Genomic DNA, 15,791 nt, shown 5'->3' on the forward strand with positions numbered 1-15,791 from the left:
GGCCGGGTGTGCCGGGCCGGGCCGGGGTCAGCGGATGATGGCTCGGCAGGGTTGGGTTGTCGGCTGGAACACCGCGATCGCTGTGCCGTCGTCGGTGCGGGCGGCGACCCAGAAGTGGCCGACGTAGGTCTGCTGGGTGTAGGTGTCGCCCGGTTTCAAGGTCGCGTACTCGACTCGTTTGCCGTCGGTGTCCAGCCACGAGATGCTCACGGTGCCCGCGGTGGTGTTCACGAAGGCGACCTGGGTTTCCGGGCCGTCCTTCGCAAAACGTAGCGACGGCTCGGCGCTTCCGGGCAGCGCACGCAGTTCCGGCCAGGACGCGACATCGTCATTGCCCGGGGAGCCGGATGGCCCGGAACCGGACGACTCGGGATCGGACGGCGTGGGATCGGACGGCGTGGGATCGGACGGCGTGGGATCCGAGGGGGCGGGATCTGATGGCGTGGGGCCGGACGGCGTGGGATCGGAGGGGCCGGGGGCTGGGGGTGCGGGGGCCGGTGCGGACGAGGCTGCGGATGCGGGGGCTTGGCCTGCCGCCTTGCTGTGCTGCCAAAGGCTGATGACGACTATCGCGGCGCCGGCCAGGAGCAGGGCACTGAGCCCGATGACTATGCCCGTGAGGCCGCGGACGTTGCGCACGGTGCGGGCGCCTACGGAATCCTCGGAGGAGCCAAGGTACTGCGTGCTGGGGTACTGGGCGCCGGGGTGCTGGGCGCCGGGGTGCTGGGCGCCGGGGTGCTGGGCGCCGGCTTCGAGCAGGGGTGGGTCGAAGGGATCCACCGGCGTGGCCAGGGGTTGCTGATAGGGGTTGGGGGGCTGATCTGTCACGGGGCAACCGTATTGACAGGTTTTCATGCCAATCGTTGCGGGGTGCGGACTATGACGTCGGTCTCCGAGGGCCGGGCGTGCTGTGTCCATACTCGAACGTGCGCCTGATGGTCGCGCCGATGCTCACCGGTGGGCGGCTGGCGGGCCTGACGGCAGTCACCGGTCGATGAAGGCCGTGACTGTCACCGGGTCGGTTCGTACCTCGCCGGACGCGCCCAGTGGCACTGTCACCGACGGTTCGGTGTGCCCGAAGGGCAGGTCCATCAGGACCGGTACGTTGAGATGGGTCTCGTCCGCGTCCTCGCCCCGGAATCTCGGCATGAGGTACCACGCACCGGAGTCGCTGAACCGGCAGGCGTACTCCAGCATGAACTGCATGGAGTCGGCGACGTAGGTCTTCTGTCCGAAGAGGTCGACCGCCACCGGGAGCGAATCGCTGCCCAGCCCATCGGGCTGGAAATACTGTTCGTCGTGATCGGAAGGTGGATGTTGCGCGCCCGGCGCTCGTGCCAGAACTGCGTCGTCCGATAGGTGATGAGATCCTGCAGATCGACGATCAGTTTGAAGCGTGGGTCACCGATGATCGAAGGGAAACGATCTGGTGCAGGACGCCAACCTCCGTGGTGGTAAGTAGACACAGTTCGCCCATTAATTGCTCTAAGGTGGAATGCTCGGAGCGCTGCCGGCCAAATGGCGCTAACCACACATGTGGCTGCCCAAACAGGACGGGCCACGAATAGACGGGTCAGAATAAGACGGGTCACAGAACCGTCGCAAGACAGTGATGGATACCTGGTCATCACGCCGAGCCGTACCGTCCGGCCATAGTGGACGTTGAGAGTCATCCAGCCATTGGCGCCAGGCCGCGATTCTTTCGGATGGGAAATTTCTCAGCGTCCATTGACTAGCGACGTCCCCGAACATTCATCAAAGAGGAATCAGACCGGGCGGCGGCGTGAAAGACAAACGGTTTTCCCGCACAAAGGAACCGCCGGCCGGGATGCCCCGGACGGCGGTTCCTGTCGCGTGTTTCAGCCGCGCAGTTGCGACCAGTCCAGCACGGTCGTGCCGAGGTCACGGATGGAGGCGAGCAGCCCCAGCCGGGCGGCGCGTACCGCGGGGTCCTCCGCCATCACGAAGACCTCGTCGAAGAACGCGTTCACCACCGGGACCAGGTCACCCGTGACACGCCGGAACTCCGCGAGGTCCGCACCCCGGCCGAGCTCGGACCGCACCTCGGTGAAGACCTCGTGCAGCCGCAGCTCGACGGGCTCCACCAGGGCGGCCGGGTCGTAGTCCGACGGGTGGCCCGCGGGGACGATCCGGCTGCATCGCCCGATCGCGGCCGCGAGCTGCTGGAAGGACTCGTCCTCCACCGCCGCGGTGAGCTGCTTCAGCGTCTGGTCCGCGAGCCACGGGCGATCGGCCCGCACCGCGACCGCGCGAGCCAGATCGGCTGGGGTGCCGGCCTCGGCGAGGGTCTGCTCGTAGCGGCGCACGAAGAACTCGAGCACCTCGTCGAGCAGACCGGGGCGGACCCCGACCGGTTGCTGATCCGCGGCGAGCGCGAGCGCCGCCCGCAGGTCCAGCACGGCCAGCGTCGGGTGCTGCCTGAGCACCGACAGCGCCCCGAGCACGGCACGGCGCACCGCGAAGGGGTCGCTGGAGCCGGTGGGCAGCCCCGCCGTCGCCGCGAGGCCCACGATCAGGTCGAGGCGGTCGGCGACCGACAGGAGCGCACCGATCGTTGACCCGGGCAGGGCGGCTCCGGACGCCCGGGGCATCTCCGCCTCGCCGACAGCGGTCGCGACCGCCGGGCTCGCCCCGCCGTGCCTCGCGTAGTCCTCCGCCATGACCCCGGCGAGGCTGGTGAGTTCGGTCACCAGCTGCGACCCCTGGTCGAACTTGACCAGGGCGGCCGCCTGTTCCAGATCCTTGCGCTGCTCCGCCGTCAGCTCGACCTGCTCCGCCAGGCGCACGCCCAGGGTGCCGACCCGCCGGGCCCGGTCGCCCATCGAGCCGAGCTCCTCGGTGAACGTGAGCTTTTCCAGACGGTCGCGCATCTCGGGTAGCGGAAGGGCCAGATCGGCGCGGTAGAAGAAGGCGGCATCCTCGTACCGGGCGCGCAGCACCCGCTCGTTGCCGGCCCGCACCAGGTCGACGTCGATGTCGCCGTTGGCGACCGTGATGAAGAAGGGCAGCTGCTGCCCGTCGGCGTCGAGGACCGGCAGGTAACGCTGGTGCTTGCGCATGACCGTGGTCAGTACCGCGGACGGCAGCTCGAGGTAGCGCTCGGCGAACGTCCCCAGCAGGGCAACGGGCTGCTCGACCAGGAACGTGATCTGGTCGATCAGGCGCGACTCCCGCTCGACGTCGATCCGGCCACCGGCCTCGGCGGCGAGCCGGACACATTCCGCCACGATCGTCCGGCGCCGCTCGGCCGGGTCGGCGACGATGCCGCCCGCCGCGAGCACGCTGAGGTATTCCTCCGCGGTCGCGACGGCGACCACGGACTGCTCCGCGGTGCGGTGCAGCCTCGTGTCACGCCCAGCGGCCAGGCCGGAGGCGACCGTCGGCACCACATCGGATCCCCAGAGTGCCGTCAACCACCGGATGGGACGGCTGAACGTGAGCGCCGGGTCGTTCCACCGCATGTTCTTGGCCGAGCGCAGCGTAGCCACCGCCGCGCCGGTCACCTCGGCGAGCACCTCCAGCGCCGAACGGCCCTGGACCTCCCGGGTGACCGCGACGTAGGTGACACCGTCGATGTCCATCCGGCCGAGGCCGGCCACGTCGACGCCCTGGGACCGGGCGAAGCCCTTGACCGCTCCGGTCGGCTCGCCGGCCGCGTCGAACGCGGCGGCCACCTTGGGGCCCTTGACCGAACGGGTGAAGTCCTCCTCGCGGGGCGCGACCTCGTCGACCAGCACGATCAGCCGGCGCGGCGTCGCGAGCACCTGGACCGCACCGTGCGCGAGGCGGGTGGCATCGAGCCGCGACCGGACCTCCTTGCCCAACCCTTCCGCCGCGTGGAGCGCCTCCCCGGGCGGCAGTTCCTCGCAACCGACCTCCAGCACGAGCAGGCGTGATGCGCTCTGCTCGGTCTGCACGGCGGGCGCGGGCTGCGCCGGCGGCACCGCGGGCGCGAGGCCCAGCGGGTGGCCGAGCTCGTCGCGGCGGCTGATCCACAGCTCGGCGATCCGGCGGGAGAGCCGCCGCATCCGCCCGAACTCCGCAGCCCGGTCGGCCGTGGAGACCGCCCCGCGGGCGTCGAGCACATTGAACGCGTGCGAGCACTTGAGCAGGTAGGTGTGGGCCGGGACGGGCAGCCCGAGATCCAGCATCCGGTCGGCCTCGGCGGAGTAAAGCTCGAGCAGCGAACGGTTGGCGGCGATGTCGGCGTCGTCCAGGTAGTACCGGGACATCTCGTACTCGGCCTGGCCGATCATCTCGCCGTAGCGGACGCCGGGGGCGTACTCGATGTCCTTGAAGTCGGTGACCCCCTGCAGCGCCATGACGATGCGCTCGACGCCGTAGGTGATCTCCACCGCGGACTCGTCGAGCGGCAGGCCGCCGGCCTGCTGGAAGTACGTGAACTGGGTGATCTCGAGGCCGTCCAGCCAGACCTCCCAGCCGAGGCCCCACATGCCGAGCGCGGGCGAGGTCCAGTTGTCCTCGACGAAGCGCACGTCGTGGGCCGCCACATCGATGCCGAGCGCGGTCAGGCTGTCGAGATACAGCTCCTGGGCGTTACCCGGCTCGGGCTTCAGCACCACCTGGAACTGAGTGTGGGTCTGCAGGCGGTTCGGGTTGTTGCCGTAGCGCGAATCATCCGGCCGGACGGAGGGCTCCACGTAGGCGACGCGCCAGGGCTCCGGGCCGAGAGAACGCAGGAACGTGGCCGAATTCCAGGTGCCCGCACCGACCTCCGTGTTCATGGGCTGAACCGTCAGGCACCCCTGACGGGCCCAGTACTCGGAAAGCCGCGCGAGCGCGTCTTGCATGGTCAACATCGATAGACTCCGTCCGGTGACAACGGCCGTCAGCCTATCCGGTGTGCCCGGGTCCAGTGGGGCACACGCGCAAGCCCTCCGGCAGTGCCGCTCCCCGGCCCCAGACGGGGCGGCGAAACCCGGTTCCACATCCTGCTGTCAGTCCGGACCACCCCTCATTCGCCATTCCGGACAGGATCCATGTCTCCGCTGCCCACAAAGCAACGCTTCAAGGTTATCGGCGCGCATCATCTCGACGAGATCGCCGACCGCTACCACCTTTCTCCGTAGGTCCTGGACACCATCCGCATCGTGTGACTGGTGCTGCCGTTCCGCGTCGACAAACACGTGCCCGACGACCCAATGTTCAAGCTCCTCTTCCCCCCACCGGGGATGCTCCCGGCGCAGGACGAGCGGCTCCTCGCCGACACGGCGGCACGGGGCGACCCCAAGGAGCTGTCCGCCGGGGTGAAGCAGAGCCGGGCCGAACTCAACCCGCACCCGTCCGGGCAGCAGGAGCTCAATGTGCCGGCCGCCGTGCCGACGACTGCCGCGGGGCCCGCGAACCGTGCATTCTGGAAGAGCTGCATATCGTTGTGGTCGTTGCCGAACGCGATGTATTCCCCGAGACCGATGGGGAACGCCGCCAGCACGAGGGCCTTGTCCACGGCCATCGGCGACAGGTCGACCAGGTCCTCGGCGATGTGCCGGTGCATCACCAGCCCACGGTTGCCGGCTCGGCCGGCACGGCGTCGGCTGGTCCGAAAAGGACGACCTTCACGTACTCGGTGGGCGACTCCCGCCCGGCCCGCGTCGCCAGGCGCCCCTGATCGACCCGGCCCAGGATCTCCCGCCGACCAGATGCACGTCGGTCAGGCCTTCCGGAAGCACCGGGATCAGATCCGTGACCCACGCCGCGCCGTCGATGTCGAAGACGAACGGGACACCCGGCTCGACACGCCGCACTGATACACCGTGGCCCTGCTGCATCACCGTAGATCCTTCGGCCGTCCGATATACGGCCGTTCTGCCAGATCTCCGCCATCCATGACGGTCAGTGCCGAGAGGCCCCGGCCGGGCCTACCGGTCACCCTTGGAAGTGCGCGTTACCGGCCATTCTTCGGTAGGCCGCGAGGGATGCCGTGGTGCTGTCTATGCGGAAGTTGGTGTCGTTGTGGGTGTCGGTGTCGAACCAGACCATGGCGCTGAGTTCGGGGGTTCGGCGGGCGTAGGCGGCGAGGTCGTCGGTCCAGTCCGCCTTGGTGCTGCCGCCGAAGTCGATCGCGGCGGTTTCCGTGACGATGATGGGCTTCCTGGCGCCGTAGGCGTTCACGATCGGGTTGAACAGGGTGGCGGGGGATTCCTTGTAGAAGTCGTAGCCGGAGACGCCGACCCAGTCCACATAGTCGTCGCCGGGGTAGTAGTTCTGCATTTTGTTCCAGGAGTCGCCGGGGCTGGAGTTCCAGTTCGGGCTCCAGACCCAGGAGACGTTGGTGGCGCCCTCGTCGGCGAAGATGCCGTGGATTCTGCGCCACGCGGAGACGTACCCGTCGGCATTTTTGCCGTTGCCGGCGCCGCCCCATTCGAACCAGTCGCCGTTCATCTCCCAGGCCCAGCGGACGAGCAGGGGTTTGCTCTGGGCGGCGAGGTTGCGGGCCGCGGCGGCGATCAGCTTGTCCGAGCCGCCGCCGTTGATCTTGTTCCAGGCGACGCCGTGCCAGGAGATCATGAGCGTGCTGCTGGACGGGACGTTGAAGCGGGTGCGTGGCATTGCCTCGTCCCAGGCCCAGAACTGGTGGACGATCCGCTGGTCGCGGCCGAGCTGGGAGCGGCGCAGGGCCAGGCTTTCGCTCGCCGAGCGGCCGCTGAGGCTGAGGTAGGCGCCGAGCATGACCTTGCCGGTGGCCGGCGACACCGGACCGCCCCGGCTGGTGTCGCGGGCCACCTTGGCGTTCTTCGACGCGGTGGGCGACGCGGACGCCGACGGGGAGGCGGTAACGGTGGCAGCCGGGCCGAGGCTGCTCACCGCGGACGCGGAGGCCGCCGGTGACGCCGACGCCGAGGGGGCGAGCGACGTGGACGGTGAGCCCGCCGAAGTGGGCAACGCGGACGTCTCGGGCGATTGGCGCGAACAGGCCGCCGGAAGGGCGGCCACGGCGGCCAGCGTGAGCAAACTGCGACGCGACACCCGCGACATGCGGTGCACCCTCTTCCCTAGGCAACAGCGACGGACGCTACCGCCCTGAGCAGTGCAAACCCAACCCCGGCGGCCACCCTCACGGCAAAGCGCCCGACTTCTGCCCGGCCGTCCGAAAGAAAATCACGCCAGCATGTCGCGGACCATGGGCATCACCTTGGAACCGTAGAGCTCGACGGCGTGCATGCGGGCGCTGACCGGCTGTGCACCGGCGGTGTAGACGAGGTCGAAACGGCCGACGCCCAGGGACTTCACCGCCGCGGCGATCCGGCGGGCCACGGTCTCGGGGCTGCCGACGTACATGGAGCCGTCCTGGACCTCGGCGTCGAACTCCGCGCGGCGCAGCGGGGGCCAGCCGCGGAGGGCACCGATCCGGTCACGCATCACCTTGTACGTCGGGTAGTAGAGCTCGCGGGCCTGCTCGTCGGTGTCGGCGATGAAACCGGGCGAGTGCATGCCGACGGGGTGGGCGAGCGTTCCGAGCTGGTCGGCGGCCCGGCGGTAGAGGTCGACGTACGGGGCGAAGCGTTCCGGGGCTCCCCCGATGATGGCGAGCATGAGAGGCAGTCCATAGCGGGCGGTACGCACGACCGACTGCGGTGACCCGCCGACGCCGACCCACGTGTCGAGCCGGCCGGACTCGGTCTTCGGGAACACGTCGGCGTCGGTCAGCGCGGCGCGGGTGGTGCCGTCCCACGTGACGGGTTTCTCGTCGAGCAGCTTCACGAACAGGTCCAGCTTCTCCTCGAACAGGACGTCGTAGTCGCTCATGTCGTACCCGAAGAGGGGGAAGGACTCGGTGAACGAGCCGCGGCCGAGGATCGCCTGCGCGCGGCCGCCCGAGATGGCGTCGACGGTCGCGAAGCGCTGGAACACCCGGACCGGGTCGTCGGAGCTGAGCACGGTCACGCCGGAGGCGAGCTTGATCCGGTTGGTACGCGCGGCGATCCCGGCGAGCACCGTCTCCGGGGTCGAGATCGAGTATTCGGGGCGGTGGTGCTCCCCCAGCGCGATCACGTCGACGCCGAGCTCGTCGGCGAGCACGGCCTCGTCGATGACCTGCCGGATCGCCGCGGCGTGGCTCAGCGGCACGCCGGAGTCGTCGTCCGGGACGTCACCGAACGTGTCGAGGCCCATCACGAGGTCGGTCATGGCGCTGTCCTCCAGTAATTGACGTGTCAGCTATACGATCGACAGGTCAAACAGAGAAGGGTGGGTTCTTATGCCCGGTTCCCGGCGCCGGCTGCCGACCCGTGACGAGCTGCGGACATGGCGCGACTTTCTGGAGACCACGGAGGCCCTGCGCTCGGTGCTCGCCACGCGCCTGCAGAGCGATACCGGGCTCTCACCGGGCGATTACGGCGTACTCCTGGCGTTGAGCGAGGCTCCGGGGACCCGGATGCGGTCGTCGGAGCTGGCCGCGACGCTCGGGTGGGAACGCAGCCGGCTGTCGCACCACCTCGGGCGGATGGAACGGCGGGGGTTGATCCGCCGGGAGAAGACGCCTGCCGACAGCCGGGGCGCGGAGATCAGCCTGGCAGCCGCGGGCGCGGAGGCGTTCCAGGCGGCGACGGTGCCGCATCTGCGGGCGGTGCGGGAGTTGTTCGTCGACGCGCTCACGCCGGAGCAGCTCACCGCCGCGGGAGAAATAGCCGCGGCCCTGCGAGAGAACCTGCCGGCCCAGAAGAATCAGCGGGCGCAGAAACCGGCCAGCTCCACCGCGTCGGAGGAGCCGATCCACTCGTAGGTGCCGCGCAACAGGTCGGCACGTTGCGCGACGGTGCTGACCGTGGCGGTCAGCTCCCCCCACGGCATCGCGACGTGCACCATCGTGCGCTCGATATCCGGCGGCAGGGACGGCATGGCACGTAGCAGCAGCCCGACCGTCGAGATGTCCTCCACGCGACCGGTCAGGGGGACCAGGCGACGCCCGTCCGCGGTCTGGATCTGCGCGGTCCCGACGGCGGGCAGCGCGCCCGAGCGCCGGGGTGCCGAGCGGCGCTGCACGATGTCCGTCGGCGCGTCACCGATCACCCGGAACTGGTCGTCGCGCAGCTCGCCCTCGACCCAGGTCAGCCCGGCGGTGGTGACGAGCTCGAGGATGCCGAACCTGCGTACGCCGGGACCGTCGAGGCTCAGCACCGGGATCGGCGGGAGCTCCGCGATGAAGTCGGCCCGCACCTCGGCCAGCGTGACGAGTACGCGGTCCTGCGTACCGGGGCAACGCAGGGTGAGACTGCTCCCCGCAGGCACGGTGATCATCAGCCGGACACTACCGGCTCCGAACCGCCCTCACCTGCGAAAACGCCGATGCCGAGAGGGCTCATTCCATGATGTCGCCCGTGTCGCCGGTGTCGTCGGGGTGGGACGGGTAACGCTTGCCGTCGCGGCGCCGCTGTTTCAAGAACGGGAACGACTTCCGCTGGGCGGGCGCGTCGTCCGGGCGGAGGTGGCGCGGCACGTACGGATGCGGCGCGGGGTCGGGTTGATCGTGGGTCACGAAAGCAGGAATTCTCTCTGCGAGACGGATACGCCGGGCGGGTGAACCGCTCTCAGGCTTCGCTCTCGGCACGCGCATCAGCGCCGAAACCCCGGCGAATGCTGCGCGAGATGATCCCCTGCAAGGTCGTCTTCTGCTCGGTGGTAAGCCCGCGTCTCAACTGGGCCATGTCGGTAGCGGACGGCTCACCCTTGTGCACGAAGGCCGTGCCGGACTCTGCAGTCTCGCCACTCGCTGCCATGCCGCCAACGTAACGTAATCTTCCGGTCACGGGGATCCTTCCATCGGGTCTGCGTTCCATTTCGGACAAGCGTGCTAGGTGGTGCGGCCGACGGCGGAACGGCGCCGCAGGGTGAAGAGGTAACGCCGCATCCGGTGGACCCCCTGCAACGCCAGGAACAGTGTCGTGCTGAGGGAGACGAACGCCAGACCGATCCAGATCGCATCAGCGGCGGGCAACCGCACCAGGTAGAGCAGGGAGAGCCGTACCGTCGGCGAGCCGGGCCAGACCAGGGTCTGCAGCAAATACAGCACGGACGCGGTGAACGAGAGCACGGCCGAGACCACAAGCCCCCCGAAGGCCGTCAGCGACGACTGCTGTACCCGATCGGTCGAGAAGCCGACAAGCGTCGCCACCAGACCGGGCGCGGCGAGGAGCAACGCCGCCAGGTCGGTGCCCCGGGAGTCCTGAACCGCGGCCGGCACGGCGAAGGCGAAGGCGATCAGAACCAGGCTTCCTACCGCTGAAATGACCAGGGACCTCCGCAGCGCTCCGGGAGGGATCTCCTCGAACTCCACCGCGCACTCCACGTTGCGGACCTGCTCCGCTCGATTCAGGCCCCTGGTGTGCACCCCGGCGTACGGGGCGCCGTGGTCCGCGTCGAGCCGGACACCCATTCCGGCGGTCGGGGCGAGCTCGGCGGGCGTACACGTCCGCTTGCCGGTGGTGCCTGCCTCTCGCAGCAGATGGCGATAGACAAAATGTGAATCCGGGCCGGTGATCCGCAGGTCGTAGCTGTGCGCCTGGTAGGCGAGGCTGATCGGGACGACATACCGGTACGGCCGGAGCCCCAGCCTGGTCCGGTACCGGTCGTGCGCGGTGGTGATCCGGTCCGCCGTCGCCAGATAGCGGTACCGGACGACCATCAGGTCGGCCTCCGCCACGTCGACCTCGAACGCGGACACCGTGTTCACGGCGAAGTACCCGCGCACCGACCGCAGCAGGTCGAGCCCACCTTGTTCGCCGGCCGCACCCACGATCGCGTCGTACTCGCGGGCGAAGACGTCGGGGTCGACGATGTCGGTCCGGCAGAACAGCGCCGTCAGCTTGTAGATCTTCTTCAGGTCCTCGGGGCTCAGGTCCTCGCCGTAGGTCAGCTCGTAGAGACTCTTGACCGTCCAGGCGAGCAGGCCGTCGGTCAGGCGCTGCGGCAGTGGCGTCAGCTTGTTGTCGGCGCTGTCGCGAGCCTCGAAGGTCTCCAGGACCAGGTCCTTGCGCCGCAGGATCGGGACGACGATCTTGCCGTCGAGTTTCAGCCCCCGGCCCGGTTCATCCGGCTCGTGACGCAAGGCGTCGATCGACACCTCCACGGTGACGTCGATGGCCATCAGGTCGCCGCTGAGCCGCACGTCCTCGGAGACCCGCGCAAGGTGCGTCAACTCGACCAGGAGCCGTGCGAACAGGTAGATCGGCGAGGGGTCCTCGTCCGGACGCTCTCCGGTCGCGTACCGCTCCGCCGATTCGTACCGGTCCAGTACAAGGTTGGCGCTGGTCAGGATGTCGCGGCGAGATGGCCCGCACGCGCCGGAGGGATCCGGGGCGGCGGCGGCCGGCATCTGCTGCGTCAGCCGGCGCAGCCAGCGACGGATCGTTTCCCCGAGCCCGAGCAGCGCGACCACGACGAGTCCGAGCCGGACCTGCCACCGTATGCGCTCCGGGACAACGGCCATGACATTGTCCAGACACGCCGCCAGTAGGGCTGCCGCCAGCATCGCCTGGAACAGCAGGCGGAGGAGGCTCCTCATCCAGAGCGGCATGGTGACGTCCCGGGGCCGAAGGAAACGATGTCCTGGATACATCGACCCGGCGGGACATCGGTGATGGCCGCTCGCTCAGGTCGGCACCTTCAGTCCGCCCGCACCAAGGATCGGGTTACCACCTTCGGGGCACAGCGATGGTTCAGAGCCGGAGAAAGGAGACGGCCGATCTCCCCTGGGAGATCACGCGCAGAACGCGGATCTCAACCTGGGGCGACCGGCCGCCACCACACCCGATGTCCCCGTTGCGGGGGTCACTGGGCTGCATTACATCAGAGCGGGCGAATGTTCTCCGCCTGGAGGCCCTTGGCGCCCTGGGCGACGTCGAACTCGACGCGCTGGTTCTCCTCGAGGCTCCGGAAACCGGAGGACTGGATGGCGGAGAAGTGCGCGAACACGTCAGAGCCCCCATCGTCCTGGGTGATGAAGCCGAAGCCCTTGTCGCCGTTGAACCACTTTACGGTGCCTGTAGCCATAACCTTCTCCTGCCAACTGGTGGCTTCCGCACTGTGCGGAACCCGCGCTGCTGTCCGGGGAACCCTGAAAGCGACGAAACACCGATGGCCCGGCGGGTTGAGTAACCCACCAGGCGTTGAGAACGTCTAAGGAAACCAAAACTGCAACGGGCCCAAGCTAGCACACCGTCGTCCCCGGCGACACGGTCAGTTGATGACATGTACGACGACACCGGGCTTGACCTGCTGCAACACGGTTCGCTGGGCGGCGGGCGACATGCGGATGCACCCGTTCGAGGTGCTGCGGCCCAGGGCCGAGGGGCGGTACCAGGCGTGGATCGCGGTGTGGCCGTCGCGCAGGCTGGGTGCCAGCGCCGCGGGGTGCTCCGGGATCGAGCCGAGGACAAGGGCATCGAGCTGCGCGTACGCCGCCCCGTCCGTCCCGGTCCGGCCCAGCACGAACGTACGGCCGAGGGGTGTCGGTGTCCGCTCGGTGCCCGTGGCGACCTTCCACTCCGCCTGCCGCACACCGTCCCGCAGCCAGGTCAGGCGGTGGGTGCTGAGCTTCATGATCAGCTGATCGCGCAGCGCGGACGGGGTCCAGCCGCCGTCGGGGATCCAGCCGACCCGCCGGTTGAGCGTCGGCAGCAGCACCCCGACCCAGCCGTTGGCGCGTTCCACGATCGGGACGACCACCGGCATCCCGCTGATCTTCGGTGGCAGCACGGCCCGGGGCCGCCCACCCTCGGCGTCATAGACGACCAGGTTCCGGTCCGGGCTGAGTCCCTCGAGGACCGTCTGCACCGACGACGCGGCCCGGTCCGCGGGGAAGCCGGCCGCGGCACCCCAGTAGTCGATCTTCGGCAGCCCGGCGGGGGCGGGCGCTGCCCGCAGCGGCGGGACCGTCCGCACCACGGCGGCCTGCGGGGTGACGACGGGATCGGCCTGCGCCATGACGCCGTCCCGGCCGGCCGCCCGGTTGATGGCCAGGGCACCGGCGCCGATGATGAGCACGAAAGCGACCAGGCCACCACAGGCGGCGACCCGCGCTCGGGGAAAATCGGGCACCCCACCACGCTAATGGACAAAAGTCCCCACTGGCCACCATATCGACGGGTGACGACGGCTCATTTCGCGTTCCGATCACCGTCTGGTTCACTCGGGAACGAGCCGGTTCGCTGCCGGAGGAAGTCAGTCCGCAGCCCAGCCGGTTCGCTGCCGGAGGAGGAGGTCCCGGTGAGCACTCTCGCGGCGCTCCGGCAACTGATCCGGCAGGGCTACCAGGCCCGCCCCGAGGATCTTTCCGCCATGGCCATGCAGGCGGCCGGCCTGCTCGGTGTCACCGCGCTGGTCATCTACGTCGTCGATCATCGGCAACGGGAGCTGCTGCCGCTGCCCGGCGACCGGGAGCCGCAACCGGAGCCCGTCGCAGTCGACGGCACCGTCGCGGGCCGCGCGTACACCACGGGGACGCCGCAGGTCGTCGAGGCCGGCGACGGCGGTCACGTGGTATGGATCCCGCTGCTGGACGGCAGCGAGCGGATGGGTGTCCTGCAGGTCGTCACCGGCGGCCCGCTGGACGAGCAGGCGGTCGACGACTACGCGACCGTCGCCGCGCTGGTCGGTGAGCTGGTGGTGACGTGCGACCTCTACAGCGACACGATCGAGCGGCTGCGCCGGCGCGAGCCGATGCGGCTGGCCGCCGAGATGCTGCGCGCCCAGCTGCCCCCGCTGACGTTCGCGACGAGCCGCGTCGTGATCGCCGGCATCCTCGAGCCGTGTTACGACGTCGGCGGGGACGCCTTCGATTACGCGGTCAACGAGGACACCGCCCACCTGGCGCTGTTCGACGCCGTCGGGCACGGCTCCGCCGGGGGGATGCGCGCCGTCATCCTGGCGTCGATCGCGCTGGCCGCGTACCGAAATGCCCGCCGGGGTGGTCTGGATCTGACCGCGACGTACCACCATCTCGACGATGCCGTCCGCGACCACGACCGCACCGGCATGATCACCGCCGTGCTCGCCGAGCTCGACCAGGACACCGGGATCCTGCGGGTCATCTCGGCCGGGCACCCCAGCGGCATCGTGCTGCGCGGCGGCCGGGTCGTCACCGTGCTGCCGACCCCGACCGCGCTGCCCGTGACCCTCGGTGACCGCCGGCCCCCGGTGGTGATCCAGGAGGCCCTCGAGCCGGGCGACCAGGTGCTGCTCTACACCGACGGCATCACCGAGGCCCGCGGCAAGGACGGCGACCCGTTCGGCATCGACCGGCTGATCGACTTCGCCACCCGCGCCGTGGCCGACGCCCTGCCCGCTGCCGAGACCGCGCGGCGGCTCGTGCACGCCATCCTCGAATACCAGCAGGACTGCCTGCAGGACGACGCCACCATCCTGCTGCTGCAGTGGCAGGGCGATCTGACAAAGACCTGACTTCCCGCCGGGAGGCTTTCCGACGGACCCGGGGACGTCCCGGGCCGGACAGGGAGCAACCGCAATGCGCAGGAGTCACATACTGGTAGCCGCGTTCGCGCTGACCGCGTTGACGGGGTGTGGATCGCCGAAGCAGGCCGAAGCCCCACCGAAGGTCGCGACCCTGGTCAGCGCTGCCCCCTCGGCGAGCCCGTCGCCCACGTCGCAGCGGCCCCGGCATCGCCTCGACGAGACGGACGAGGAGTTCAAGGCGCTGTTCGATCCCCTGTACAAGTGCCTCGAGGAACACGGCATCGACAACCCCAGAAACAACACCGTGACGCTCAAGAAAGCCAGTGACGCGGCGCAGCGGCCCGCGACGTCCAAGGGGGACACCACCGCGGTGACGGCGTTCCGCTTCTGCGAACCGCTGTACGCACCGTTGCCGCCCTGGGAGAAGGACCCCGCCAACCCGGAGGCCCGCGACTTCAACCTCGCCGTGATGAAGTGCCTCAAGGCCAAGGGCGTCAAGCACCTCGAACCGACCGACGACGGCCTCAGCTATTCGCTCGGTGCCGGCCAGGACGACGAGGCGTCGATCGTCCAGGCCATGCGGCTCGAGCCGGAATGCGAGCGCGAGGCGGCCGCCGCGAAGAAGTAGGACAGAACCTCACACGATTCTGACTTCCGGTCGAGAGGCTGGCCGCCGGCCCGGGAATGCCCCGGGCCGGACCCGACCGGGAGGCAGTTGCATGCGCAGGAGTCACGTACTGGTGGCCGCGATCGCGGTGGCGGCGTTGACGGGGTGCGGATCGCCGCAGCAGGCCGAAGCCCCTGCCAAGAACGATGCCAAGGTCGCCACCCTGGTCAGCGCTGCCCCCTCGGCGAAGCCGTCGCCCACGTCGCAGCGGCCCCGGGAACGCCTCGACACCACGAGCGAGGAGTACGAGGCCCTGCTCGCGCCGTACAACAAGTGCATGAAGGAGCACGGCGTCGACACGATGGAGAAGCGGAAACTGGCCCAGGACGCGGCGGCCCGGCCCGCGACCTCGGCCGAGGAGGAGAAGTTGACGGCGGCGAGCAAGATCTGCGAGCCGCAGTACTTCCCGTTGCCCCCGTGGGAGAAGGACCCCGCGAATCCGGAGGCCCGGGACTTCGCGGTCGCCGTGGTGAAGTGCCTGAAAGGCAAGGGCGTCAAGTACGTGGAGGTCGCCGATGACGGCCTCAGCTATGCGCTCGGCGGCGACCAGAACGACCCCGAGTCGATCAGCAAGGGCATGGATCTCGCGCCGGACTGCGAGCGCGAGGTAGCCGCCAAGAAGTGACCACGCGCAGAAGCGGCGGCCGGAACCCGGCCGCCGCTTCTGTGTCTG

17 protein-coding genes are annotated in these 15,791 nt (G+C 69.4%); 5 read left to right on the plus strand and 12 right to left on the minus strand.

All coding sequences use genetic code 11. From position 1 onward, the window contains the following. Positions 1 to 27: 27 nt before the first annotated feature. The 5 genes from Aco04nite_RS22250 to Aco04nite_RS22270 all read right to left on the minus strand — a co-directional run bounded on the left by Aco04nite_RS22250 (position 28) and on the right by Aco04nite_RS22270 (position 6,735). Positions 28 to 828: a VHL beta domain-containing protein gene (locus tag Aco04nite_RS22250; protein ID WP_212999180.1), complete on the minus strand. Its 801-nt coding sequence runs from the start codon at positions 826 to 828 to the stop codon at positions 28 to 30. Positions 829 to 984: 156 nt separating this feature from the next. Further along, positions 985 to 1,251 (minus strand): hypothetical protein, encoded by a 267-nt coding sequence (locus tag Aco04nite_RS22255; RefSeq protein ID WP_212999181.1) that lies wholly within the window; start codon positions 1,249 to 1,251, stop codon positions 985 to 987. Between the two features lie 608 nt (positions 1,252 to 1,859). Next, positions 1,860 to 4,841 carry a glycine--tRNA ligase gene (locus Aco04nite_RS22260; RefSeq protein WP_212999182.1) on the minus strand — a complete coding sequence of 994 codons (2,982 nt, stop codon included), beginning with the start codon at positions 4,839 to 4,841 and terminating at the stop codon, positions 1,860 to 1,862. 756 nt (positions 4,842 to 5,597) lie between these two features. Next, a complete protein-coding gene (locus Aco04nite_RS22265; RefSeq protein WP_212999183.1) occupies positions 5,598 to 5,786 on the minus strand; it encodes a hypothetical protein in 189 nt (62 codons plus the stop codon). 121 nt (positions 5,787 to 5,907) lie between these two features. Then, entirely contained in the window at positions 5,908 to 6,735 is an 828-nt protein-coding gene (locus Aco04nite_RS22270; RefSeq protein WP_212999184.1) for a glycoside hydrolase family 26 protein, read from the minus strand. On the opposite strand from Aco04nite_RS22270, the gene Aco04nite_RS22275 reads away from it, so the two are divergent. Next, on the plus strand, positions 6,710 to 7,066 hold the full coding sequence (locus Aco04nite_RS22275) for a hypothetical protein (RefSeq protein ID WP_212999185.1): 357 nt from the start codon (positions 6,710 to 6,712) through the stop codon (positions 7,064 to 7,066). The genes Aco04nite_RS22270 and Aco04nite_RS22275 overlap by 26 nt on opposite strands. Before the next feature lie 74 nt (positions 7,067 to 7,140). Here the strand turns inward: Aco04nite_RS22275 and Aco04nite_RS22280 are convergent, their stop codons facing one another. Continuing rightward, positions 7,141 to 8,169: an LLM class flavin-dependent oxidoreductase gene (locus tag Aco04nite_RS22280; protein WP_212999186.1), complete on the minus strand. Its 1,029-nt coding sequence runs from the start codon at positions 8,167 to 8,169 to the stop codon at positions 7,141 to 7,143. A gap of 70 nt (positions 8,170 to 8,239) precedes the next feature. Here Aco04nite_RS22280 and Aco04nite_RS22285 point away from each other — a divergent pair, with 70 nt between their 5' ends. Beyond that, positions 8,240 to 8,764, plus strand: coding sequence for a MarR family winged helix-turn-helix transcriptional regulator (locus tag Aco04nite_RS22285; protein WP_212999187.1), 525 nt, complete (start codon positions 8,240 to 8,242; stop codon positions 8,762 to 8,764). Here Aco04nite_RS22285 and Aco04nite_RS22290 read toward each other — a convergent pair. The 6 genes from Aco04nite_RS22290 to Aco04nite_RS22315 all read right to left on the minus strand — a co-directional run bounded on the left by Aco04nite_RS22290 (position 8,707) and on the right by Aco04nite_RS22315 (position 13,077). Continuing rightward, the gene (locus Aco04nite_RS22290; RefSeq protein WP_212999188.1) at positions 8,707 to 9,279 is read right to left on the minus strand and encodes a hypothetical protein; all 573 of its coding nucleotides are present in this window, start codon (positions 9,277 to 9,279) and stop codon (positions 8,707 to 8,709) included. The two genes, Aco04nite_RS22285 and Aco04nite_RS22290, sit on opposite strands and share 58 nt — an antisense overlap. Positions 9,280 to 9,340: 61 nt before the next feature. Continuing rightward, positions 9,341 to 9,517 carry a hypothetical protein gene (locus tag Aco04nite_RS22295; protein ID WP_212999189.1) on the minus strand — a complete coding sequence of 59 codons (177 nt, stop codon included), beginning with the start codon at positions 9,515 to 9,517 and terminating at the stop codon, positions 9,341 to 9,343. A gap of 52 nt (positions 9,518 to 9,569) precedes the next feature. Beyond that, entirely contained in the window at positions 9,570 to 9,758 is a 189-nt protein-coding gene (locus tag Aco04nite_RS22300; RefSeq protein WP_212999190.1) for a hypothetical protein, read from the minus strand. A gap of 74 nt (positions 9,759 to 9,832) precedes the next feature. Next, positions 9,833 to 11,542, minus strand: coding sequence for a hypothetical protein (locus Aco04nite_RS22305; protein ID WP_212999191.1), 1,710 nt, complete (start codon positions 11,540 to 11,542; stop codon positions 9,833 to 9,835). A gap of 284 nt (positions 11,543 to 11,826) precedes the next feature. Beyond that, positions 11,827 to 12,030, minus strand: a complete 204-nt coding sequence (locus Aco04nite_RS22310) for a cold-shock protein (RefSeq protein ID WP_203842079.1) — start codon at positions 12,028 to 12,030, stop codon at positions 11,827 to 11,829. Positions 12,031 to 12,216: 186 nt separating this feature from the next. Next, complete coding sequence (locus tag Aco04nite_RS22315) at positions 12,217 to 13,077, minus strand: L,D-transpeptidase (RefSeq protein WP_244876196.1); 861 nt, start codon at positions 13,075 to 13,077, stop codon at positions 12,217 to 12,219. A gap of 168 nt (positions 13,078 to 13,245) precedes the next feature. Here Aco04nite_RS22315 and Aco04nite_RS22320 point away from each other — a divergent pair, with 168 nt between their 5' ends. The 3 genes from Aco04nite_RS22320 to Aco04nite_RS22330 all read left to right on the plus strand — a co-directional run bounded on the left by Aco04nite_RS22320 (position 13,246) and on the right by Aco04nite_RS22330 (position 15,743). Further along, positions 13,246 to 14,439 carry a PP2C family protein-serine/threonine phosphatase gene (locus tag Aco04nite_RS22320; RefSeq protein ID WP_212999192.1) on the plus strand — a complete coding sequence of 398 codons (1,194 nt, stop codon included), beginning with the start codon at positions 13,246 to 13,248 and terminating at the stop codon, positions 14,437 to 14,439. A gap of 64 nt (positions 14,440 to 14,503) precedes the next feature. Further along, complete coding sequence (locus tag Aco04nite_RS22325; RefSeq protein WP_212999193.1) at positions 14,504 to 15,079, plus strand: hypothetical protein; 576 nt, start codon at positions 14,504 to 14,506, stop codon at positions 15,077 to 15,079. A 91-nt stretch (positions 15,080 to 15,170) separates the two neighbouring features. Continuing rightward, entirely contained in the window at positions 15,171 to 15,743 is a 573-nt protein-coding gene (locus Aco04nite_RS22330; RefSeq protein ID WP_212999194.1) for a hypothetical protein, read from the plus strand. The last annotated feature ends 48 nt before the right edge of the window (positions 15,744 to 15,791 follow it).

The organism is Winogradskya consettensis (assembly GCF_018332715.1).
GTDB classification, from domain to species: domain Bacteria; phylum Actinomycetota; class Actinomycetes; order Mycobacteriales; family Micromonosporaceae; genus Actinoplanes; species Actinoplanes consettensis.